23 protein-coding genes are annotated in these 22,571 nt (G+C 64.7%); 13 read left to right on the top strand and 10 right to left on the bottom strand.

Annotated elements, in window-relative coordinates:
• Positions 1–16 precede the first annotated feature (16 nt).
• The 5 genes from NJF35_RS15730 (at position 17) to trpE (ending at position 5,326) form a co-directional block, all read left to right on the top strand.
• Complete coding sequence (locus tag NJF35_RS15730) at positions 17–1,264, top strand: ABC transporter permease (protein ID WP_253091245.1); 1,248 nt, start codon at positions 17–19, stop codon at positions 1,262–1,264.
• Between the two features lie 11 nt (positions 1,265–1,275).
• Entirely contained in the window at positions 1,276–2,103 is an 828-nt protein-coding gene (locus NJF35_RS15735) for an ABC transporter permease (RefSeq protein WP_225786423.1), read from the top strand.
• Between the two features lie 181 nt (positions 2,104–2,284).
• The gene (gene rpe, locus NJF35_RS15740) at positions 2,285–2,959 is read left to right on the top strand and encodes a ribulose-phosphate 3-epimerase (RefSeq protein ID WP_225786422.1); all 675 of its coding nucleotides are present in this window, start codon (positions 2,285–2,287) and stop codon (positions 2,957–2,959) included.
• Positions 2,956–3,774, top strand: coding sequence for a phosphoglycolate phosphatase (locus tag NJF35_RS15745; RefSeq protein WP_225786421.1), 819 nt, complete (start codon positions 2,956–2,958; stop codon positions 3,772–3,774). The genes rpe and NJF35_RS15745 overlap by 4 nt, the downstream gene beginning before the upstream one ends.
• A gap of 70 nt (positions 3,775–3,844) precedes the next feature.
• Complete coding sequence (gene trpE / locus NJF35_RS15750) at positions 3,845–5,326, top strand: anthranilate synthase component I (RefSeq protein ID WP_225786420.1); 1,482 nt, start codon at positions 3,845–3,847, stop codon at positions 5,324–5,326.
• A gap of 78 nt (positions 5,327–5,404) precedes the next feature.
• Here the strand turns inward: trpE and estP are convergent, their stop codons facing one another.
• Positions 5,405–7,294 (bottom strand): esterase EstP, encoded by a 1,890-nt coding sequence (gene estP / locus NJF35_RS15755; protein ID WP_225786419.1) that lies wholly within the window; start codon positions 7,292–7,294, stop codon positions 5,405–5,407.
• A 374-nt stretch (positions 7,295–7,668) separates the two neighbouring features.
• On the opposite strand from estP, the gene NJF35_RS15760 reads away from it, so the two are divergent.
• From NJF35_RS15760 to NJF35_RS15775, 4 genes are read left to right on the top strand one after another with little or no spacing between them, the layout of a single operon-like run.
• On the top strand, positions 7,669–8,262 hold the full coding sequence (locus NJF35_RS15760) for an aminodeoxychorismate/anthranilate synthase component II (RefSeq protein WP_225786418.1): 594 nt from the start codon (positions 7,669–7,671) through the stop codon (positions 8,260–8,262).
• A 9-nt stretch (positions 8,263–8,271) separates the two neighbouring features.
• Complete coding sequence (trpD, locus tag NJF35_RS15765; RefSeq protein WP_225786417.1) at positions 8,272–9,321, top strand: anthranilate phosphoribosyltransferase; 1,050 nt, start codon at positions 8,272–8,274, stop codon at positions 9,319–9,321.
• Positions 9,318–10,154 carry an indole-3-glycerol phosphate synthase TrpC gene (gene trpC, locus NJF35_RS15770; protein ID WP_253091246.1) on the top strand — a complete coding sequence of 279 codons (837 nt, stop codon included), beginning with the start codon at positions 9,318–9,320 and terminating at the stop codon, positions 10,152–10,154. The genes trpD and trpC overlap by 4 nt, the downstream gene beginning before the upstream one ends.
• A gap of 55 nt (positions 10,155–10,209) precedes the next feature.
• Positions 10,210–10,914 (top strand): biotin/lipoate A/B protein ligase family protein, encoded by a 705-nt coding sequence (locus tag NJF35_RS15775; RefSeq protein ID WP_225786415.1) that lies wholly within the window; start codon positions 10,210–10,212, stop codon positions 10,912–10,914.
• Here the strand turns inward: NJF35_RS15775 and crp are convergent.
• Positions 10,911–11,555 (bottom strand): cAMP-activated global transcriptional regulator CRP, encoded by a 645-nt coding sequence (crp, locus tag NJF35_RS15780; RefSeq protein WP_225786414.1) that lies wholly within the window; start codon positions 11,553–11,555, stop codon positions 10,911–10,913. The genes NJF35_RS15775 and crp overlap by 4 nt on opposite strands.
• A 189-nt stretch (positions 11,556–11,744) precedes the next feature.
• On the opposite strand from crp, the gene NJF35_RS15785 reads away from it, so the two are divergent.
• Complete coding sequence (locus tag NJF35_RS15785) at positions 11,745–12,167, top strand: OsmC family protein (protein ID WP_225786413.1); 423 nt, start codon at positions 11,745–11,747, stop codon at positions 12,165–12,167.
• Positions 12,168–12,206: 39 nt separating this feature from the next.
• Here the strand turns inward: NJF35_RS15785 and NJF35_RS15790 are convergent, their stop codons facing one another.
• The 6 genes from NJF35_RS15790 to hemJ all read right to left on the bottom strand — a co-directional run bounded on the left by NJF35_RS15790 (position 12,207) and on the right by hemJ (position 16,637).
• Positions 12,207–13,247 carry a DUF2157 domain-containing protein gene (locus NJF35_RS15790; RefSeq protein ID WP_225786412.1) on the bottom strand — a complete coding sequence of 347 codons (1,041 nt, stop codon included), beginning with the start codon at positions 13,245–13,247 and terminating at the stop codon, positions 12,207–12,209.
• Between the two features lie 10 nt (positions 13,248–13,257).
• Positions 13,258–13,905: a 2-polyprenyl-3-methyl-6-methoxy-1,4-benzoquinone monooxygenase gene (gene coq7 / locus NJF35_RS15795; protein WP_225786411.1), complete on the bottom strand. Its 648-nt coding sequence runs from the start codon at positions 13,903–13,905 to the stop codon at positions 13,258–13,260.
• A gap of 65 nt (positions 13,906–13,970) precedes the next feature.
• On the bottom strand, positions 13,971–14,309 hold the full coding sequence (locus NJF35_RS15800; protein ID WP_045180357.1) for a histidine triad nucleotide-binding protein: 339 nt from the start codon (positions 14,307–14,309) through the stop codon (positions 13,971–13,973).
• Positions 14,310–14,373: 64 nt separating this feature from the next.
• Positions 14,374–15,156 (bottom strand): SDR family NAD(P)-dependent oxidoreductase, encoded by a 783-nt coding sequence (locus tag NJF35_RS15805; RefSeq protein ID WP_225786410.1) that lies wholly within the window; start codon positions 15,154–15,156, stop codon positions 14,374–14,376.
• A gap of 68 nt (positions 15,157–15,224) precedes the next feature.
• Positions 15,225–16,181, bottom strand: a complete 957-nt coding sequence (locus NJF35_RS15810; protein WP_225786409.1) for an NAD(P)H-dependent flavin oxidoreductase — start codon at positions 16,179–16,181, stop codon at positions 15,225–15,227.
• 30 nt (positions 16,182–16,211) lie between these two features.
• Entirely contained in the window at positions 16,212–16,637 is a 426-nt protein-coding gene (gene hemJ / locus NJF35_RS15815) for a protoporphyrinogen oxidase HemJ (protein ID WP_225786408.1), read from the bottom strand.
• Positions 16,638–16,779: 142 nt separating this feature from the next.
• On the opposite strand from hemJ, the gene argC reads away from it, so the two are divergent.
• Positions 16,780–17,814, top strand: coding sequence for an N-acetyl-gamma-glutamyl-phosphate reductase (argC, locus tag NJF35_RS15820; protein WP_225786407.1), 1,035 nt, complete (start codon positions 16,780–16,782; stop codon positions 17,812–17,814).
• 138 nt (positions 17,815–17,952) lie between these two features.
• Positions 17,953–18,303 carry an iron-sulfur cluster insertion protein ErpA gene (gene erpA, locus NJF35_RS15825; protein WP_225786406.1) on the top strand — a complete coding sequence of 117 codons (351 nt, stop codon included), beginning with the start codon at positions 17,953–17,955 and terminating at the stop codon, positions 18,301–18,303.
• Between the two features lie 60 nt (positions 18,304–18,363).
• Here erpA and NJF35_RS15830 read toward each other — a convergent pair whose 3' ends face one another.
• Complete coding sequence (locus NJF35_RS15830; protein ID WP_225786405.1) at positions 18,364–19,455, bottom strand: anhydro-N-acetylmuramic acid kinase; 1,092 nt, start codon at positions 19,453–19,455, stop codon at positions 18,364–18,366.
• Positions 19,456–19,459: 4 nt separating this feature from the next.
• Positions 19,460–20,866, bottom strand: coding sequence for a peptidoglycan DD-metalloendopeptidase family protein (locus tag NJF35_RS15835; protein WP_225786404.1), 1,407 nt, complete (start codon positions 20,864–20,866; stop codon positions 19,460–19,462).
• Between the two features lie 214 nt (positions 20,867–21,080).
• Here NJF35_RS15835 and tyrS point away from each other — a divergent pair, with 214 nt between their 5' ends.
• Positions 21,081–22,280 (top strand): tyrosine--tRNA ligase, encoded by a 1,200-nt coding sequence (gene tyrS, locus NJF35_RS15840; protein ID WP_253080165.1) that lies wholly within the window; start codon positions 21,081–21,083, stop codon positions 22,278–22,280.
• Positions 22,281–22,571 lie beyond the last annotated feature (291 nt).

Raw genomic sequence — 22,571 nt, forward strand, 5'->3', positions numbered from 1 at the left:
TTTTTCGGAGTTCGCCATGGCCATTGCAGTGCCCCTGAACGAAGGCGCAGGTAAAAGCCTCAAGCAGCGTCTCAAGCAAGCCGAGCGGGTCAACCGCTGGAAAGCGCAGGCGTTGATCGCGCCGCTGGCGCTGTTCCTGTTGCTGGTGTTCCTGGTGCCGATCGCGGCACTGCTGTACAAGAGCGTCGGCAACCCGGAGGTGGTCGCCGGCCTGCCACGTACCGTCGAGGCCGTGTCGCAGTGGGACGGCAAGGGCCTGCCGGGCGAAGACGTGTACAAGGCGCTCAGTCAGGACCTGGCCGAATCGCGTCGCAACCAGACCTTGGGCGACCTTTCCAAGCGCCTGAACATGGAACTGGCCGGCTACCGCAGCCTGCTGGCCAAGACCGCCAGGGCGCTGCCGTTCAAGACTGAGCCGAGCGCCTACAAGGATGCCTTGCAGACGCTCGACGAGCGTTGGGGCGATCCGGCCTATTGGCAGGCGATCCGCCGCAACACCAGCACGGTCACGCCGTTCTACCTGCTGGCCGCACTGGACCACCGCATCGACGACCTGGGCGAGCTGGCCAAGGCCACGCCCGACCAGGCGATCTACCTGGACATCTTCGCCCGCACCCTGTGGATGGGCGTGGTGATCACCGTGATCTGCCTGCTGCTGGCCTATCCGCTGGCCTACCTGCTGGCCAACCTGCCGACCCGGCAGAGCAACCTGCTGATGATCCTGGTGCTGCTGCCGTTCTGGACCTCGATCCTGGTGCGGGTGGCGGCCTGGATCGTGCTGTTGCAGTCGGGCGGCCTGATCAACAGTGCGCTGATGGCGGTGGGCATCATCGATGAGCCGCTGGAGTTGGTGTTCAACCGCACCGGCGTGTACATCTCGATGGTCCATATCCTCCTGCCGTTCATGATCTTGCCGCTGTACAGCGTGATGAAGGGCATCTCGCCCAGCTACATGCGCGCGGCGATCTCCCTGGGTTGCCATCCGTTCGCCAGTTTCTGGCGGGTGTACTTCCCGCAGACCTATGCCGGTGTCGGCGCCGGTTGCCTGCTGGTGTTCATCATCTCCATCGGCTACTACATCACCCCGGCGCTGCTCGGCAGCCCCAACGACCAGATGGTCAGCTACTTCGTCGCCTTCTACACCAACACCAGCATCAACTGGGGCATGGCCACCGCGCTGGGCGGGTTGCTGCTGCTGGCCACCGTGTTGCTGTACCTGATCTATAGCTGGCTGGTCGGCGCCAGCCGCCTGCGCCTGAGCTGAGGAGCCTTGCCATGCTGAGCCCTTACATGTCGCCCGTGGAGCGGGTCTGGTTCTACAGCCTGCGAATCCTCTGCGGCCTGATCCTGCTGTTCCTGGTATTGCCGGTGCTGGTGATCGTGCCGTTGTCATTCAACAGCGGCAGTTTCCTGGTCTACCCGCTGCAGGGTTTTTCGCTGCAGTGGTACGAGGACTTCTTTTCGTCCGCTGAATGGATGCGTTCGTTGAAGAACAGCATCATCGTCGCCCCGGCGGCCACCGTGCTGGCCATGGTGTTCGGCACCCTGGCCGCCATCGGCCTGACCCGCAGCGACTTTCCTGGCAAGTCGCTGGTGATGGCCCTGGTGATTTCGCCGATGGTGGTGCCAGTGGTGATCATCGGCGTGGCCAGCTATCTGTTCTTCGCCCCGCTGGGCCTGGGCAACAGCTTCATCTCGCTGATCCTGGTGCATGCGGTACTGGGCGTGCCGTTCGTCATCATCACCGTGTCGGCGACCTTGCAGGGCTTCAACTACAACCTGGTGCGGGCGGCGGCCAGCCTGGGAGCCTCGCCGCTGTTGGCCTTCCGCCGGGTGACCTTGCCGCTGATCGCGCCCGGGGTGATCTCCGGGGCGTTGTTCGCCTTCGCCACGTCGTTCGACGAGGTGGTGGTGACCCTGTTCCTCGCCGGGCCCGAGCAGGCGACGTTGCCACGACAGATGTTCAGCGGCATCCGCGAGAACCTGAGCCCGACCATTGCCGCGGCGGCGACCTTGCTGATCGCCTTTTCGGTGGTTCTGCTGCTGACCCTGGAGTGGTTGCGCGGGCGGAGCGAGAAGATGCGAACCCAGCAGCCGACCTGATTGGCAGGTTGTGCCGGCCCTTTCAAGGGGTATTTGGGGCTGCAAGGCAGCCCCAAAGATGACAAAGCGCTGCCAACCGAATGATTTTGTGTCGCCATCGGCACCGCTTGACGCCAATCAGCCCCGATTCGCTCGCCTGGGTTACAATGCGCGCCACCGTGATTCTGCCAACAGGTGCGCCATGCAGCCCTACGCTATTGCCCCCTCCATCCTCTCCGCCGATTTCGCCCGCCTGGGCGAGGACGTCGACAAGGTGCTCGCCGCTGGCGCCGACATCGTCCACTTCGATGTGATGGACAACCACTACGTACCCAACCTGACCATCGGCCCGATGGTCTGCAGCGCCCTGCGCAAGTATGGCGTGACCGCGCCGATCGACGTGCACCTGATGGTCAGCCCGGTCGACCGCATCATCGGCGACTTCATCGAAGCCGGCGCCACCTACATCACGTTCCATCCGGAAGCCTCCCAGCACATCGACCGCTCCCTGCAACTGATCCGCGACGGTGGCTGCAAGGCTGGCCTGGTGTTCAACCCGGCCACCGGCCTGGACGTGCTGAAGTACGTGATGGACAAGGTCGACATGGTCCTGCTGATGAGCGTCAACCCAGGCTTCGGTGGCCAGAAGTTCATCCCCGGCACCCTCGACAAGCTGCGCGAGGCGCGCGCCTTGATCGATGCCAGCGGCCGTGACATCCGCCTGGAGATCGATGGCGGCGTCAACGTCGGCAATATCCGCGAGATCGCGGCCGCAGGTGCCGACACCTTCGTGGCGGGCTCGGCGATCTTCAATGCGCCGGATTACCAGGACGTCATCGCCAGCATGCGCGCCGAACTGGCCCAGGCCCACCCATGAGCGGCTTCGAGCAGCTGTTCCCAGGGACGCTGCCCAGGCTGGTGATGTTCGATCTGGATGGCACCCTGATCGATTCGGTCCCCGACCTGGCTGCCGCCGTGGATCGCATGCTGCTCCAGATGGGGCGCCCGCCCGCTGGCCTGGAGGCCGTGCGCCAATGGGTCGGCAATGGTGCCCAGGTCCTCGTGCGCCGCGCCCTGGCCGGCGGCCTGGATCACGCAGGCGTCGACGATGCACTGGCCGAGCAGGGCCTGGCCCTGTTCATGGAGGCCTACGCCGAAAGCCACGACCTGACGGTGATCTACCCCGGGGTGCGCGACACCCTGCGCTGGCTGCGCAAGCAAGGCGTGGAGATGGCGCTGATCACCAACAAGCCTGAGCGTTTCGTCGGCCCGCTGCTCGATCAGATGAAGATCGGTCGTTACTTCCGCTGGATCATTGGCGGCGACACCCTGGCGCAGAAGAAGCCTGACCCGGCGGCCTTGCTGTTCGTCATGAAGATGGCCGGCGTCGCCCCCGCCGAGTCGCTGTTCGTCGGCGATTCGCGCAGCGATGTGCTGGCGGCCAGGGCGGCGGGTGTGCAATGCGTCGGCCTGACCTATGGCTACAACCATGGGCGGCCCATCGATGAGGAATCCCCCAGCCTGGTCATCGACGACCTGCGCGCCCTGCTGCCCGGTTGCTTAGTCCCGGCCACTGGGATAACGTTGGCGGACCTTCAAGCCTCACAAGACAGAGAGTCCACCGTGGCGGTTACCGGCAAATTCTGGATGAAAGTCATCAAGGCCCTGGCCCGTTGGCGCTGGCGCGCCTGACTTCCGCCCGCCGGCGCTTGCCGGCCCGTCCGCTTGCCCGACCCCATTGCTGCTTGCCACGAGGCTACCCATGACCCGCGAAGAATTCCTGCGCCTGGCCGCTGCCGGCTACAACCGCATTCCCCTGGCCTGTGAAACCCTGGCCGACTTCGACACGCCGCTGTCGATCTACCTGAAGCTCGCCGACCAACCCAACTCCTACCTGCTCGAGTCCGTACAGGGCGGCGAGAAGTGGGGGCGCTACTCGATGATCGGCTTGCCCTCGCGCACTGTGCTGCGGGTACATGGCTACCACGTGAGCATCTTGCAGGACGGCGAAGAAGTGGAAAGCCATGACGTCGAGGACCCGCTGGCGTTCGTCGAGGCCTTCAAGGATCGCTACAAGGTCGCCGACATTCCGGGTTTGCCGCGCTTCAATGGCGGCCTGGTCGGCTACTTCGGCTATGACTGCGTCCGTTATGTGGAAAAGCGCCTGGGCGCCTGCCCGAACCCGGATCCGCTGGGTGTGCCGGACATCCTGTTGATGGTCTCCGATGCCGTGGTGGTGTTCGACAACTTGGCGGGCAAGATGCACGCGATCGTGCTGGTCGACCCGGCTCAGGAGCAGGCCTACGAAGAGGGGCAGGCACGGCTCGAGGGCCTGCTGGACACGCTGCGCCAGCCGATCACCCCGCGCCGCGGCCTGGACCTGAGCGGCCCGCTCGCCGCCGAGCCGGAATTCCGCTCCAGCTACACCCGCGAGGACTACGAGAACGCGGTGGCCCGCATCAAGGAGTACATCCTGGCCGGGGATTGCATGCAGGTGGTGCCGTCCCAGCGCATGTCCATCGACTTCAAGGCCGCGCCCATCGACCTGTACCGGGCGCTGCGCTGCTTCAACCCGACGCCGTACATGTACTTCTTCAACTTCGGCGATTTCCATGTGGTCGGCAGTTCGCCCGAGGTGCTGGTGCGGGTCGAAGACAACCTGGTGACCGTGCGCCCGATCGCCGGCACCCGCCCGCGTGGCGTCACCGAGGAGGCCGACCGGGCACTGGAGGACGACCTGCTGTCCGACGAGAAGGAAATCGCCGAGCACCTGATGCTCATCGACCTGGGGCGCAACGACGTGGGCCGGGTGTCCTCGACGGGCAGCGTACGCCTGACCGAGAAGATGGTGATCGAGCGCTATTCCAACGTGATGCACATCGTCTCCAACGTCACCGGGCAGTTGCGCCAGGGCCTGACTGCCATGGATGCGCTGCGTGCCATCCTGCCGGCTGGCACCCTGTCGGGGGCGCCGAAGATCCGCGCGATGGAGATCATCGACGAGCTGGAGCCGGTCAAGCGCGGTGTCTATGGGGGGGCGGTGGGCTACTTCGCCTGGAACGGCAACATGGACACGGCCATTGCTATCCGTACTGCGGTGATCAAGGATGGCGAGCTGCATGTCCAGGCCGGTGGCGGTATCGTCGCCGACTCGGTGCCGGCGCTGGAGTGGGAAGAGACCATCAACAAGCGCCGCGCCATGTTCCGTGCGGTGGGCCTGGCGGAGCAGACGCCCAAGGCCTGATGGCTGGCATGAAGAAACGGCGCCCCTGGTGGGCGCCGTTTTTGTATCGGTTGGGGACGCAAAGCGACCCCAGGGGCTTCAAAAGTCCAGGCTCAGGGCCAGGCTCACTCCCTGCTGGGTCAGCTCATCGCTCTTGCGCCAGTTGTAGTTGCCACGCACGTGCAGCCCCGGCGTCAGTTCATGGGTAAGCCCCAGGCTGGCACGGGTCAGGTTGCTGTGAGGGGTATAGCCGGTGAGTGTGAAATCATTGGCTGGCAGGGTGGCCAGACGCATCGTCAGGTCCTGGCGGTCATCCTCGAACTCATGCTCGCGGGCGACCTCGGCGAACAGCCGGGTGCCCGGGGCGAATAGGTAGCTGCCCTGCAGCCCCACTCCCAGGCGTCGCGAGGTACGGTCCTGATCGTCGAAGCCCAGCGCAGTGGAGCGCCCGCTCTTCTCGTCATAGCCATCCACCTTGACCCGGGCATAGTCGGCGCTGACGAACGGTGACAACTGCCAGTCGCTGCCCTCTGTCGCTAGGTTGTAACCCAGGCGACCCGACAGTGCCCAGGTTTCGCCGTCCGTGTCGCCTTTCTCGCTGCGCTCGCCCACGCCCAGGGCGAAGGTGCGCTCGAGGTCGTGGTAATCCAGGTGCCCCGCGGTCAAGGCGGCGTCCGCCCACCAGCGCTGCTGGCGGAACTGGGCGAACAGCGTGGCCAGGTAACTGTCGAGCTTGTAGTCCGAGTCCTGTTCGCCGGCCTCCAGTTTCTGCCGATAGACGCCTGCGGCCAGGCCGATGCGCCAGGCCTCGTCGAGCCGGTAGCTGCCGCCGAGGGTCAGGTTGTAGCCGCGCCCGTCGCCACTGGCGGCGCTGCGCTGGTCGTCGAAGTCCAGGTCCTGGGCGCCAGTGGCGAGAATGGCCTGCCATTGGCCGACGGCTTGCCAGGGTGTCTGCCACTGGTTGCGCAGTTCGTCCTGGTGGGCGCGCAGGCTGGCGTGGGCCATTTCTGGAAGCAAGGTCAGCTCCCAGGGAGCGGCGATGATCGAGTAGGCGTAGTCGGCGATCAGCCGCTGGCCGGCGATGGTCGGGTGCACCGAGTCGTTGAACAGCAGCCGGCTCGGGTCCGGTGTGGGGCCATTGATGCCGTAAACCGGGTTCTCCACGCAACTGCCGCCGCTGTAGCAGGTGCCGACCAGGTCCTGGTCGGCCGCAAGGCCGAACTGCGCCGGGCTGGCGAGGGCCTCCTGGAGCAGGACGGGGATGTTCAGCGGGATGATCTCGGCGTCGACGTGGCCCAGTTGTTCCACCAAGGACTGGTTGAATACGCCGGACAACTGGGAGAGCGGGCCTTGCTGCGGTGTACCGCTGAAGTTCGGCGTCTGGCCCAGGTCGGGCAGTAGCCAGACCATGATGTAGCGGGCGCCGCCCTGCTGCAGCGCCTGGGCGCTGGCCGCCAGGCGCGCGCCAGCGGCTGCGGCATCGGCGGGGCTGTTGACCAGGCCCTGGAGGAAATCGTTGCCACCACCGGTCAGGTAGTAGAGCGCGTTCGGGTCGGCGCCCAGGCCGCTGGCCAGGTAGCCGGGGCGCTCGCGCAGTACGGCGCCGGCCCCAGGGTTGCCCGGCGGAATGACCGTCCGCGAGGTATCGGTGATCGAATCGAGGATCTGCTGGGTGGTGTAGCCGCCGACCGCCCAGTTGTTGCCGTCGGGGCGGACAGCCAGCGAGGTGGACGGGTTGAGGTCGGCCGGTGCCACGCCCAGGCGGCCGCCGAGCAGCATCGGCGAGACGGGCGCATAGTTGCCGTCGGTGTCACGGTTGGTGAAGCGCATGGCGGCGGTGCCACCGGCCAGGTCGGGGAACTGGCCGGCATCGCTGAGGCTGTCACCGAAGACGATGAGCGTCGAGTAGGGCGAGGGCGCCGCCATGGCCTGGCTGCAGGCCAGGGCCAGCAGGCCGAGCAGGGAACGCAGGAAGGGCGGTTTGCGCATGTCTGAATATCCTTTTCGTTGTTTTTATGAGGACAAGCCGACTGACCTTAGCAAATCGCAGGTCATGCTTTCCAAGTCCATTCGTTTCCCGGTATTTACGGGCATATTGCACCTGCCGCCCCGGTAGGCTACTGTGCCGTGACGTATGAACGAGACCTACCCCGTGTTGATCGTCAGCAGACTCCTGATGCGCGTTATCAAGGCCCACGCCCGTTGGCGTTGGCGCGCCTGACTTTATCTCCTGCCGGCTTGCCCGGCCCGTCCCCGTTTGCCTTCCATTCGCTGCACCTGCCGCCCCTTGCGGGATCGTCCGCACCCGTGGCTGGCATGGGAAGGTTCGAATCCAAAGTCAGTATTCAAGAGGTTCGCTCCAGATGTTACTGATGATCGACAACTATGACTCCTTCACCTACAACGTCGTTCAATACCTCGGTGAGCTGGGTGCCGAGGTCAAGGTCATTCGCAACGACGAAATGACCATCGCCCAGATCGAAGCCCTCGAGCCGGAGCGCATCGTCGTCTCCCCGGGCCCTTGCACGCCGAGCGAGGCGGGCGTGTCCATCGAAGCCATCCTGCACTTTGCCGGCAAGTTGCCGATCCTGGGCGTGTGCCTGGGCCACCAGTCCATCGGCCAGGCCTTCGGCGGTGACGTGGTGCGGGCCCGCCAGGTGATGCATGGCAAGACCAGCCCGGTGCATCACCGCGACCTGGGCGTGTTCGCCGGCCTCAACAACCCGCTCACCGTGACCCGCTACCATTCCCTGGTGGTCAAGCGCGAAACCCTGCCGGATTGCCTGGAGGTCACCGCCTGGACCGCGCATGACGATGGTTCGGTCGACGAGATCATGGGCCTGCGCCACAAGGCCCTGAACATCGAAGGAGTGCAGTTCCACCCCGAGTCGATCCTCACCGAGCAAGGGCATGAGTTGTTCGCCAATTTCCTCAAGCAGACCGGCGGCCGCCGCTAAGGAACGAACATGGATATCAAGAGCGCGTTGAGCCGTATCGTCGGCCATCTGGACCTGTCCACCGAGGAAATGCGCGGCGTCATGCGCCAGATCATGACCGGCCAGTGCACGGAGGCGCAGATCGGTGCCTTCCTGATGGGCATGCGCATGAAGAGCGAGAGCATCGACGAGATCGTCGGCGCCGTGTCGGTGATGCGCGAGCTGGCCGACAAGGTCGAGCTGCAGAGCCTGGATGGTGTCGTCGACATCGTCGGCACCGGTGGTGATGGCGCCAACATCTTCAACGTGTCCACCGCCTCGGCCTTCGTTCTCGCCGCGGCTGGTTGCACCGTGGCCAAGCATGGCAACCGGGCGGTGTCCGGCAAGAGCGGCAGCGCCGACCTGCTGGAGGCCGCCGGCATCTACCTGAACCTGACTCCGGTGCAGGTCGCTCGCTGCATCGACAGCCTGGGGATCGGTTTCATGTTCGCCCAGACCCACCACAGCGCCATGAAGCACGCCGCCGGGCCTCGCCGCGAGCTGGGGCTGCGCACCCTGTTCAACATGCTCGGCCCGCTTACGAATCCGGCCGGTGTGAAACACCAGGTGGTCGGGGTCTTCACCCAGGCCCTGTGCCGCCCACTGGCTCAGGTGCTGCAGCGTCTGGGCAGCAAGCATGTGTTGGTGGTGCACTCGAAGGATGGCCTGGACGAGTTCAGTCTGGCCGCGCCGACCTTCGTCGCCGAGCTGAAGAATGACCAGATCAGCGAGTACTGGGTCGAGCCGGAAGACCTCGGCATGAAGAGCCAGAGCCTGCATGGTCTGGCGGTCGAGGGCCCGCAGGCCTCGCTGGAGCTGATCCGCGATGCCCTGGGCCGGCGCAAGACCGAGAACGGCCAGAAGGCTGCCGAGATGATCGTGCTCAACGCCGGTGCCGCGCTGTATGCCGCCGATCACGCGATGAGCCTCAAAGCAGGGGTGGAGCTGGCCCATGACGTGCTGCACACCGGCCTTGCCTGGGAGAAGTTGCAGGAGCTGGGTGCCTTCACCGCGGTATTCAAGCAGGAGAACGAAGCATGAGCGTACCGACGGTGCTGGAGAAAATCCTCGCCCGCAAGGTCGAGGAAGTGGCCGAGCGCAGTGCCCGGGTCAGCCTGGCCGAGCTGGAGCGCCTGGCCAAGGCAGCCGATGCCCCGCGTGGCTTTGCCAATGCGTTGATCGAGCAGGCCGGGCGCAAGCAGCCGGCGGTGATCGCCGAAATCAAGAAGGCCTCGCCGAGCAAGGGGGTGATCCGCGAACACTTCGTGCCAGCGGAGATCGCCGCCAGCTACGAGAAGGGTGGGGCGACCTGCCTGTCGGTACTGACCGATGTGGACTACTTCCAGGGCGGCGATGCCTACCTGCAGCAGGCCCGCGCGGCCTGTGCGCTGCCGGTGATCCGCAAGGACTTCCTGATCGACCCTTACCAGGTCGTCGAGGCCCGTGCCCTGGGCGCCGACTGCGTATTGCTGATCGTCGCCGCGCTGGATGACGTGCGCATGGCCGAGCTGGCTGCCACCGCCAAGGACGTCGGGCTCGACGTGCTGGTGGAGGTGCACGACGGCGATGAACTGGAGCGTGCCCTGCAGACCCTCGACACCCCGCTGGTCGGCGTCAACAACCGCAACCTGCACACCTTCGAGGTCAGCCTGGAAACCACTCTCGACCTGCTGCCGCGCATCCCGCGCGATCGTCTGGCCATCACCGAGAGCGGCATCCTCAACCGTGCCGACGTGGAACTGATGGAAATCAACGAGGTGTATTCCTTCCTGGTCGGCGAGGCGTTCATGCGCGCCGGGCAGCCGGGGCTGGAGCTGCAGCGTCTGTTCTTCCCCGAGCGGCCCGTGCACAACGTGGTCCAGCAACTGGACTGAGCGACCCTGAAGCCGGCACATGCCGGCTTCTTTGCATGGACAAGGTGGAAAACTGATGAGCGATCAACCTCTGGCCCTTACCGTCGAACAGGGCCTGCACGCCGAACAGGAGCTGCTGGCCGCAGTCTGCCGTGGCGAGCGCGAAGCTGGTGTGCTGTTCTGGCGCCCGACCGACCGCGCCCTGGTGATGCCACGGCGCATGAGCCGCCTGGAGAACTTCGAGGCTGCCTGCACGGAACTGGCGATCAGTGGCTGGCCGGTGTTGTTGCGCGAGACCGGCGGGGAGCCGGTGCCGCAGTCGCATGCCACGGTGAACGTGGCACTGGTCTATGTGGCGCCGCGTAGCGAAGGGGACCAGGGGCGCATCGAGAATGCCTACGAGCGCCTGTGCCTGCCCTTGTGCGATGTGCTGCGCGAATGGGGCGGTGTGGCATCGGTCGGCGAGATCGATGGCGCTTTCTGCGATGGCCGGTACAACGTCAATCTCGATGGCCGCAAACTGGTCGGCACGGCCCAGCGCTGGCGCCAGGGGCTGGGCGGCAAACGCCCGGTGGTGCTGGTGCATGGCGCGCTGTTGCTGGACAACGAGCGTGAGTCGATGGTCGCGGCGGTCAACCGCTTCAACGAATGTTGTGAGCTGGAGCAACGCTGCCGGGCCGATGCCCATGTCGCCCTGCATGAGGTCGTGCCCGAGGCGCCCTGGTTCGAGCGCCTGAGCCAGGCTTACGACGAGGTGATCGCGGCGCTTCCCCGGGACTAGCGGGTGCCGTAGACCACCATGGTCTTGCCCTTGACCTGGACCAGGCTGCGTTCCTCGAGGTCCTTGAGCACACGACCGACCATTTCCCGTGAGCACCCGACGATACGGCCGATCTCCTGGCGGGTGATCTTGATCTGCATACCGTCCGGGTGGGTCATCGCGTCGGGCTGCTTGCACAGGTCCAGCAGGCAGCGGGCCACGCGGCCGGTGACGTCGAAGAAGGCGAGGTCGCCGACCTTGCGGGTGGTGTTGCGCAGACGCTGGGCCATCTGGCTGCCGAGCGCATAGAGGATTTCCGGATCCTGGCGAGCCAGTTCGCGGAACTTGTCGTAGCCGATCTCGGCCACTTCGCATTCGGTCTTGGCGCGGACCCAGGCACTACGTTGCTGTTCCTGGCCGCTAGGTTCGAACAGGCCCAACTCGCCGAAAAAATCGCCGCTGTTGAGGTAGGCGATGATCATCTCATGACCGTCGTCGTCCTCGATCAGGATGGTCACCGAGCCTTTGACGATGAACGACAGCGTGTCTGCCCGGTCGCCCGCACAGATGATATTGCTCTTGGCGGCATAGCGGCGGCGCTGGCAGTGGGTGAGCAGCTTGTCGATGTTCTTGATCTTGGCGGGTAGGGCTGAGGCAACCATCACGAAATCCTGTTCGATATGACGCATAGGCTTTTTATAGGGGTTTGGCGGAAAGTGCCAGTCATTTGGCGCCAGCTTATCAGACACTGCCTCTGGTATTGGTATGAAAGCGACTCGTCTTGAGCTTTTCCGACAGCTCCACAAGGTCTAAGCTGACGGCCTTTTCCGAACATTAGGGAGTCCAGATACATGAAGGCACGCATCCAGTGGGCCGGTGAAGCGATGTTCCTCGGCGAATCGGGGAGCGGCCACGTCGTGGTGATGGATGGCCCGCCCGAGGCTGGCGGTCGCAACCTGGGCGTGCGCCCGATGGAGATGCTCCTGCTCGGCCTGGGCGGTTGCAGCAGCTTCGATGTCGTGAGCATCCTGAAGAAGTCGCGCCAGGCCGTGGAAAGCTGCGAGGCCTTCCTGGAGGCCGAGCGCGCCGACGAGGATCCCAAGGTGTTCACCAAGATCCACTTGAAGTTCGTGGTCAAGGGGCGTGGCCTGAAGGAGGCCCAGGTCAAGCGTGCGGTGGAGCTGTCGGCGGAGAAGTACTGCTCGGCCTCGATCATGCTCGATCGCGCCGGTGTCGAGATTACCCACGGCTACGAGATCGTCGAGCTGGGCTGAGGCAGGTATTCGACTTGATAGGGCCGCTTGCCCGGCCCATCAATCGCGCAGCGCTGGCAGTGCTTGTTGCAACCAACTCGGCAGACGGGCGCGCAGCGACTGGCTGAGCTGCTCGCGGCGCTTCTGGTAAAGCAGCCCCAGGCCGATCACGCCAAGGCCGATCAAGGTCAGCACCAGCGGGAACAGCAGCGAGTCGGCGAACACCTCGTAGGAGAGGTAGCCGAGGTAAGCCGCCACGCCCATGGCGCCGAACACCATGAACACCGGCCGGCGCAGTAGCACCGCCAGCCCCATCAAGCCAAGGTTGACCAGGCAGTAGAGGGCCTTGCCCAGCTCGCTGTCGCTGTTCATCAGCGTCAGGCCTCCCCAGAATGCCGCCAGCCCGGCCAGGTAGCCCCAGAAGGCATAGTCCCTACGGGTGCGGCCATCCACCACGACGAACACCAGCAGCAGGGCCAGGCCGAACCATAGCGATACCGTGCGCCGCTGCTCCCAACTGAATGGCGAGCCAAAGAACCATTCGCTCAGGTCCATGGACATGAACCACAGGGCCACGGCGATCGGCATCACGATGAACGGGAAGGGCACCAGGCGCAGCATCAGCAGCCCGGCGAGCACCGTGGCCGCTTCCATCAGCAACCAGCCACCTTGGACGTAGGTGTAGTACTGGTGGTAGTCGGCTTGGGTGTCGTCCAGCGGCCACCAGCCCAACATGCGCTCGATGGCGAACACTGCCAGTGGCACGATGCTTACCGCGACCGCAGCCAGCACCCCGGCAGCGATGGGTTGCTGGCGCCGCAGCAATGCCATGGCGAAGCCTGTCAGCAGGACGATATACAACAGTGCAATGGCCAGCAGGGCCGAGTCGCCGATGCGCATCCAGGCTTCGGTAAGCAGCCAGCCCATGGCGCCCATGATCAGCAGCGCGCCGAAATAGAAGGCCACATGGGCCAATTGAAAGGTGCCACGGTTTTCCGGCTGCTGGCGCAAGAACGCCAGCAGCGCCTGCTCCTGGCCCGGCTGGAGAATGCCGGCGTCCACGGCACGCGCCAGGTCCTTGGCGTCGAAACGTTCCGTCATGGCCGTGCCCCTAGATGCGATAGGTGCTCTTGGTCATCACCTTGGCCATCAGGCTCATGCCCAGGCGCACCGGTGCGGGGAAGCGGTAGCCGCCGGCCTCGAGGGCGGATTCGGCGTGCTGCTCCTCGTCCACGCGCATCTGCTCGAGGATGGCGCGGGATTTCTCGTCTTGCGGGGGGATCTGCTCCAGGTGTTCGTCCAGGTGCTTGCAGACTTGGTGCTCGGTGGCCGCGACGAAGCCCAGGCTGACCTTGTCGCTGACCAGGCCGGCGAGGGCGCCGATGCCGAACGACATACCGTAGAACAGCGGGTTGAGCACGCTCGGGTGGCTGCCCAGCTGGCGGATGCGCTGCTCGCACCAGGCCAGGTGGTCGACCTCTTCCTCGGCGGCATGCTCCATGGCCTTGCGTACCTGCGGCAGCTTGGCGGTCAACGCCTGGCCCTGGTAGAGCGCCTGGGCACATACCTCGCCGGTATGGTTGATGCGCATCAGGCCGGCGATATGGCGGGTCTGGGCTTCGTCCAGCTCGGCGTCCGGTTGCACGATGGCCGGGGAGGGACGAGAAGGTTGGCCGCTGAAGGGCAGCAAGGTGCGCATGGCGGTATCGGCCTGCAGCAACAAGCGGTCGAGCGGCGAGTAGTGACGTTCGGTAGCCATCGGGCACCTCCGCTAGAGTGTGCCCGACAGTTTACCGCAATCGGCGGGGAGGGGGTTGCCCTGGATCAGCCCGGCGGCCAGTGCATCTGGCGTTGGCCGAGCACATGCATGTGGATGTGGTAGACGGTCTGGCCGCCCAGCTCGTTGCAGTTCATGACCACCCGGAAGCCTTCCTCGCAACCTAGCTCCTTGGCCAGGCGCTGGGCAGTGAACAGGATGTGGCCGGCCAGGCCCTTGTCCTCTTCGGTCAGGTCGTTGAGGGTGCGGATGGGCTTTTTCGGGATGACCAGAAAATGCACAGGCGCCTGGGGGGCGATATCGTGGAAGGCCAGAACCTGGTCGTCCTCGTAGATGATCTTCGCCGGGATCTCCCGGTTGATGATCTTGGTGAAGAGAGTCTCCACAGCACTTGCTCCATGGTGAGGGTCCGGGCCGAGTGTAACCAGCGCGGCGCCGCTCGCCCAGTGGCTATTCGGCGCCGAGCGGGCAGTAGCGACGATGGATCATCCCGGCCAGCTTGCGCGTCAGCCAGTGCGGCAGCAGGCGTGGCAGGAAGGCCAGCCAGCGGTTGCGCCGTCCGGGTACGATCAGGGCACGGTTCTTGTCCAGGGCGCGCACGGCATGCAGCGCCACCTCTTCCGGGCTCAGGCAGCGGCTGGAGCCTTCCAGTCTGGGGATGCGTCGCCGTGGCGAACGCACCGGGCCAGGGCACAGCACCGACACCTTGATCCCGGTGCGCCCGAGCTCTTCGCGCAGGGCTTGGGAGAAACTCACCACGTAGGCCTTGCTCGCCGCATAGCTGGCCATCCAGGGGCCGGGGGCGAAGCTGGCGAGGGATGCGACATTGAGGATCTGTCCGCCGCCCTGCACGGCCATCAGGTTGCCGATGGCGTGGCACAGGCGGGTCAGGGCGAGAATGTTGACCTCCAGCAGGTCCTGCTCATCCGCCCATTCGTGGGCCAGGAACGGCCCGTAGGCGCGTTGGCCGGCGCAGTTGACCAACAGGTCGATGCGCCGTTCGCCTTCTTCCAGTTCGAGCACGAAGCCGGACAAGCGCAAAGGCTGGCTCAGGTCGCAGGCGCGGAACAGCACCTCGACACCGAAACGCTGGGTCAGCTCCATGGCCACCGGCTCGAGGGTCTCGCGATGGCGTGCCACCAGGATCAGGTTGCGCCCGCGCCGCGCCAGGGCTTCCGCCAGGGCCAGGCCCAGGCCGCTGGAAGCACCGGTGATCATGGCGTAACGGGTCATGCAAGGCTCCTGGAGCGGCGGACGGGGCGCCTAGTGTACAGCGTGGCCCGGCAAGGTGTTGCCTTTTGCTACAGGGCCCGGTCGTGCAGTCGATGGCTGTGTGCCAGGGCCTCGCGGTATTCGCCCTGCAGGCGTTCGATCAGTGCGCCAGCGCTGGGCAGGTCGTGGATATCGCCGACCCCCTGGCCAGCGGACCAGACCGTTTTCCAGGCTTTCGCCTCATCATCCAGCGGTTTGAGACGGGCCTGCTCATGGCTGGCCTTCAGCGCGTCCATGTCGTAGCCGGCCTGCTCCAGGCTCTGGCGCAGGAAGCTGGCGGGCACGCCGGACACGGCAGGGGTATGGATGATGTCGGCAGCGCGGGCCTCCAACAGCATCTGCTTGTAGGCATCTTGGGCCTGGCTCTCGGTGGTGGCGATGAAACGGGTGCCCATGTACGCCAGGTCGGCTCCCAGCAGTTGGGCGGCGAGGACCTGGTGGCCATGGTTGATGCAGCCCGCCAGCAGCAGCGTCTTGTCGAAGAACTGGCGGATCTCGGCCACCAGGGCGAGCGGGCTCCAGGTCCCGGCGTGCCCCCCGGCACCTGCTGCCACGGCGATCAGGCCGTCTACCCCGGCCTCGGCGGCTTTCTCCGCATGGCGGCGGGTCGTGACGTCATGGAATACCAGGCCGCCATAGCCATGCACCGCATCCACCACCTCCTTCACGGCGCCCAGGCTGGTGATGACGATGGGCACGCGGTGTTCGACGCACAGGGCCAGGTCGGCCTGCAGGCGCGGGTTGCTGGGGTGGACGATCAGGTTGACCGCGTAGGGTGCCGCTGTCGGCAAGCTGGCGAGGCCGTCCTCGATCTCTTCCAGCCACGCCTTGAAGCCGCTACTGTCGCGCTGGTTCAAGGCAGGAAAGCTGCCCACCACGCCACTGCCGCAGCAGGCCAGTACCAGCCGGGGATTGGAAATCAGGAACATCGGTGCGGCGACCACCGGCAGGCGCAGGCGTTGTTCGAGCGAGGCGGGCAAGGGCATGGCGGGGCTCCTGTCAGGGGATGGTTGGGCTCAGAACGGTTTGACCACCACGAGAGTCACGATGCCCAGCAGCAACAGCACCGGCACTTCGTTGAACCAGCGGTAGTACACATGGCTGCGGGTGTTGTTGCCGGCGGCGAAGCGCTTGCGCTGGGCGCCGCACATGTGATGGTAGACGGTCAGCAGGATGACCAGGGTGAGCTTGGCATGCAGCCAGCCCTGGCTGAGCCAGCCCGGGGTGAGGTAGAGCATCCAGATGCCGAAGACATAGGTGGCGATCATCGCGGGGTTCATGATGCCGCGAAAGAGCTTGCGCTCCATCGTGACGAAGCGCTCCTGGCTGATGTTGTCCTGGCTTTGCGCGTGGTAGACGAACAGCCGGGGCAGGTAGAACAGTCCGGCGAACCAGCAGACCACGCTGACGATGTGCAGCGCCTTGATCCATAGATAGAGCATGGAGGGAGTTCCTTCAGGTTTTCACGGTCGTCAGATAGTAGAGGCCAAGCGCCCGAAGGGTCACCCCAAGAGTTGTTACAGGCGGCTCGCACCCCTATTATCGTGCGTTTTCCAGTCGGCTCGTTGATAAGGGGCAAGCGTTATGATCAAGGTCGGTATCGTCGGCGGCACGGGTTACACCGGCGTCGAACTGTTGCGTCTGCTGGCACAGCATCCACAGGCCGAGGTGGCGGTCATCACGTCGCGCTCCGAGGCCGGTGTGGCGGTAGCCGACATGTACCCGAACCTGCGTGGCCACTATGACGGCCTGGCCTTCAGCGTGCCGGACAGCAAGGCCCTGGGCGCCTGCGACGTGGTGTTCTTCGCCACGCCCCACGGTGTTGCCCACGCCTTGGCCGGCGAGCTGCTGGCGGCCGGGACCAAGGTCATCGACCTGTCCGCCGACTTCCGCCTGCAGGACGCCGTGGAGTGGGGCAAGTGGTACGGCCAGCCCCACGGTGCGCCGGAGCTGCTCAAGGATGCGGTATACGGCCTGCCCGAGGTCAATCGCGAGAAGATCCGCCAGGCCCGTCTGATCGCCGTGCCTGGCTGCTATCCGACGGCCGCCCAGCTGGGCTTCCTGCCGCTGCTCGAAGCCGGCCTGGCTGACCCGTCACGCCTGATCGCCGACTGCAAGTCGGGTGTCAGCGGCGCCGGCCGGGGTGCTTCGGTGGGCTCGCTGTTCTGCGAGGCGGGCGAGAGCATGAAGGCCTACGCGGTCAAGGGCCACCGCCACCTGCCGGAAATCAGCCAGGGCCTGCGCCAAGCCGCGGGCAAGGACGTCGGCCTGACCTTCGTGCCGCACCTGACCCCGATGATCCGTGGCATTCACGCCACGCTCTATGCGACCGTCGCCGACACCTCGGTCGACCTGCAGGCCCTGTTCGAGAAGCGCTACGCGGACGAGCCGTTCGTCGACGTGATGCCGGCCGGTAGCCACCCAGAGACCCGTAGCGTGCGTGGTGCCAATGTCTGCCGCATCGCCGTGCATCGTCCCCAGGGCAGTGACTTGGTGGTGGTGTTGTCGGTGATCGACAACCTGGTCAAGGGCGCTTCCGGCCAGGCGGTGCAGAACCTGAACATCCTGTTCGGCCTGGACGAACGCATGGGCCTGTCGCACGCCGGTCTGCTGCCCTGACAGCAGCCGCAAGCTGCAAGTGAGTGTTCCGCGTTCAGCTTTCAGCTTGCGGCTTACGTATTGTTGACCGATTTTCTCGGAGAAGCGGATAATGCGCGTCATCGAGTTTTATGGCGGCACTGCGCCGGGAGAATCAACATGAGCGTCGAAACCTTCACCCCCACCGCTTTGGAATTCACCCAAGGGGCTGCGCAAAAGGTGAAGACCCTGGTCACCGAAGAGGGCAATGATCGTCTGAAGTTGCGCGTGTTCGTGACGGGCGGTGGTTGCTCCGGTTTCCAGTACGGCTTCACCTTCGATGAGGAAGTGGCCGAGGACGACACCGTGGTCGAGCGCGAAGGCGTGTCCCTGGTGGTCGATCCCATGAGCTTCCAGTACCTGGCAGGCGCCGAAGTGGACTACCAGGAAGGCCTGGAAGGTTCGCGCTTCGTGATCAAGAACCCCAACGCCGCCACCACCTGCGGCTGTGGTTCCTCGTTCTCGATCTGAGCCTTGCCGTTGGCATGAAAACGCCGCGCGATTGCGCGGCGTTTTGCTTTGTGGGGTGGGTCAGGCCGGATAGATGGCGCCGAGTATGCGCAGGCCCTGGGCGCCGGTGACACTGGGGCGGTTGCCGGGGATTCGCTCGAGGCAGCAATGGGCCAGCCAGGCGAAGGCCATGGCCTCGACCCAGTCGGGATCGACCCCATGGGCGGCGGTGCTGTCGACCTTGGCGGCCGGCAGCAGCTCGGCCAGGCGGCGCATCAACGCGCCATTGCGAGCCCCGCCACCGCAGACCAGCAGTGCTTCGGTGTTCGCCTGGGCGCCGTTCAGCGAGTTGACGATGCTGCGTGCAGTGAGTTCCAGCAGGGTGGCCTGGACATCTTCGTCCCGACAAGGCGGCAGTGCCGACAGATGGGCATCCAGCCACGGCAGGTTGAAGACTTCGCGGCCGGTGCTCTTGGGGCCGGTGCCGGCAAAGAACGGGTCCGCCAGCAGGCTGGCGAGCAGGCCAGGGTTCGGCGTGCCGCTGGCCGCCCAGGCGCCATCGGCGTCATAGGCCTGGCCACGCTTGCGTTCGATCCAGGCATCGAGCAGCACATTGCCCGGCCCGCAGTCGAAGCCGCGGACCGGTTTGTCATGCTCGATCAGGCTGAGGTTGCTGAAACCGCCCACGTTGAGTATCGCCACGCGCTGGCCCAGATGAGCGAACAGTGCCTCATGGTAGGCAGGCACCAGCGGCGCGCCCTGGCCACCGGCGGCAACGTCGCGGCGGCGGAAGTCGCCGACCACGCAGATCCCGGTGAGCTCGGCCAGCAGGGCGGGGTTGCCGATCTGCACGGTGAAGCCGCGTATCGGTTCATGACGGATGGTCTGCCCATGGCTGCCGATCGCACGGATGGCATCGGCCTGCAGGCCCTGGCTGAGCAAGAGATGGCGCACGCCTTCGGCTGCCAGCCTGGCCCAGCGGTTTTCTGCCAGTGCGGCGCGGGCGATCTCGTCGGGGCCGCTGGCGCAAAGGGCCAGCAGGTCCTGGCGCAGGTCCGAGGGCATGGGGGTGTAGTGGGTGGCGAGCAGTTGGTGCTGCTCGCCCTGTTCGATCAGGGCGATGTCCAGGCCGTCGAGGCTGGTACCGGACATCACCCCCAGGTAGAGCGCCATGGGCTCAGCGCTTGTTCGCGGCGAGCAGGGTGGCCTTTTCCTGGTCCATGCGGGCGATCAGGGGTTGGCTCTGTTGCAGGAAACGCTGGCGCTCGGACTTGGCGATCGGGTCGGCCATGGGCACTTTCTGGCTCAGAGGATCGACGTGCACGCCATTGACCTGGAACTCATAGTGCAGGTGCGGCCCGGTGGACAGGCCGGTGGTGCCGATGTAGCCGATGACCTGGCCTTGCTTGACCGAACTGCCGGTCCTGATGCCCTTGGCGAAGCCCTGCATGTGACCGTAGAGGGTCTTGTAGGTATTGCCATGGGCGATGATCACGGTGTTGCCGTAGCCGCCGCGGCGCCCCGCCAGGAGCACCTTGCCGTCGCCGGCGGCCTTGATCGGCGTGCCTCGCGGTGCGGCGTAGTCGACGCCTTTGTGGGCGCGGATCTTGTTCAGGATCGGGTGCTTGCGCCCATTGGAGAAGCGCGAGCTGATGCGGGCGAAGTCCACCGGGGTGCGGATGAAGGCCTTGCGCAGGCTCTTGCCGTCGGCGGTGTAGTAGCTGGTGTTGCCCTGCTTGTTGGTGTAGCGCACGGCGGTGTAGGTCTTGCCGCGGTTGGTGAAGCGGGCGGACAGGATGTTGCCGGTGCCGATCACCTTGCCGTCCATGATCTTCTGCTCGTAGACCACGTCGAATTCGTCGCCCTGGCGGATGTCCTGGGCGAAGTCGATGTCGTAGCCGAGGATGCGTGCCATGTCCATGGTCATGCTGTGGGACAGGCCCGCGCGTTGCGCGGAAGCCGACAGGGAACTCTTGATGACCCCGTGGGCGTAGGCGGTGCGTACCACTGGTTTGCTGACTTCGCGAGCGAAGCTGTAGCCCTTGGCGGTGCGGGTCAGGCGAATGCTCTCGAGGCTGCTGACCTTGCTGTGCAGGCTGGCCAGCTGGCCGTCCTTGTCGAACTCGAACTGCAGCACCTGACCATGCTTGAGCTGGCTGAACTGCTTGGCCTGCTTGCTGCTGGCCAGTACGTCATGGACCACGTTGGCGGGCAGGCCGACCTTGGCGAACAGGGTGGACAGGGTATCGCCACGGGCGACCGTGACTTCACGGTGGCCGGGGTCCTTCTCCTCGACCGCAGGGGCCTGCTCGGCGGTCTGCTCGGCCGGTGGTTCGGCGGTGTCGATCTGGGCGAAGGGCGAATCCTGGCTGCCCTTGGCCTGTACCAGTGGGGCTGCCTTGGACGCGTCCTGCAGCTGCTCGGCCGGGCTTTCCAGCTCCAGGCTCAGCGTGGTTTTCTTGGCTTCGACCTCGCTGGAGGGGAATACCAGCAAGGCCAGGCTGAGGAGGGCGGCGATGCCGCTGGCGGCCAACAAATGGCTTTTCGGATAAAGCGGGGGCGCTTTAGGCGTTTCGTTGGTCATAGGTGAAGTGACTTTGAAAAAGGTGAAAAGGAAAAGATGAATGACATGATGAAGATGAAATAACTGTATAAAATATAACCAAATCCATTTTCACGCAAGGGCGCGTAGACGCCGCGACACGCCGTTCGGGTCACATTCCTTTGCAAAACTTGTATTTGATGGCCGATCTTGTATGGTTGGCTCCCCTTGAATCTGAGCCTTGCGGGTCTGTCATATGAAGTCGGTTGAAGAGCAGCTGGCGCTTATCAAGCGCGGTGCGGAAGAGGTGTTGGTCGAGTCGGAACTGGCGGAGAAGCTCAAGCGCGGCCAGCCTCTGCGTATCAAGGCGGGCTTCGATCCGACCGCTCCAGACTTGCACCTGGGCCACACGGTGCTGATCAACAAGCTGCGCCAGTTCCAGGACCTTGGCCATCAGGTCATCTTCCTGATCGGTGACTTCACCGGCATGATCGGTGACCCGAGCGGCAAGAGCGCCACCCGCCCACCGCTGACCCGCGAGCAGGTCCTGGAGAATGCCGAGACCTACAAGCAGCAGGTGTTCAAGATCCTCGACCCGGCCAAGACCGAGGTCGCGTTCAATTCCACCTGGATGGACAAGCTGACGCCGGCCGACTTCATTCGCCTGGCTTCGCAGTACACGGTTGCCCGCATGCTCGAGCGCGACGACTTCGACAAGCGCTACAGCAGCAATCAGCCCATCGCGATCCACGAGTTCCTCTACCCGCTGGTGCAAGGCTATGACTCGGTCGCGCTCAAGGCCGACGTCGAGCTGGGTGGCACCGACCAGAAGTTCAACCTGCTGATGGGACGAGAGCTGCAGCGGGCTTATGGCCAGGAAGCGCAGAACATCGTGACCATGCCGCTGCTCGAGGGGCTCGACGGCGTGAAGAAGATGTCCAAGTCGCTGGGTAACTATGTGGGTATCCAGGAGGCGCCTGGGGTGATGTACAGCAAGCTGGTGTCGATCCCGGACACGCTGATGTGGCGTTACTTCGAGCTGCTGAGCTTCCGTTCGATGGAAGAGATCGACCAGTTCCGCGCCGATGTCGAGAACGGCGCCAACCCGCGCGATATCAAGATCAAGCTGGCGGAGGAGATCGTCGCCCGCTTCCATGGTGAAGAGGCGGCGGCCAGCGCTCATCGTGCGGCAGGCAACCGTATGAAGGATGGCGAACTGCCTGAGGATCTGCCGCAGGTCGAGGTGGCGGCGGCCGAAGACATGCCGATCGCTGCGGTCCTGAACAAGGCAGGGCTGGTGAAGAACTCGGCTGCTGCTCGTGACCTGCTTAATGCAGGGAGTGTGAAGGTCGATGGCGCTGTGGTCGATCGTGGCTTCGTCTTTGCCCTGGGGGCGACCCATGTGTGCCAGGCGGGCAAGAAGGCTTTTGCGCGCATAACCTTGAAGGCAGAGTAAGGGTAGCTTCATCTCTGAAGACGGGGAGGCCAGTAGGCCTCCCCGTTTTGTCTGTGCTGTGCTCTTTATTTAAAGATTTATGAAAATAACGGTTGACGGGGTTTCGAATCCCCTTATAATGCGCCCCACTTCCGACGTAGTCGAAACGAAAAACTCCTTGATATTCAACGAGTTGAACGTTTCAGGTAGTATCGGAAGGGCTTCGGTCCTTCGATCGGCAGCGGTGCAAAAGGCAGTTGACAGCAGGCGGTAACGCTGTATGATTCGCCTCCCGCTACGAGCGATCGCAGC

The organism is Pseudomonas guariconensis, assembly GCF_024127895.1.
Lineage (GTDB): Bacteria > Pseudomonadota > Gammaproteobacteria > Pseudomonadales > Pseudomonadaceae > Aquipseudomonas > Aquipseudomonas guariconensis_B.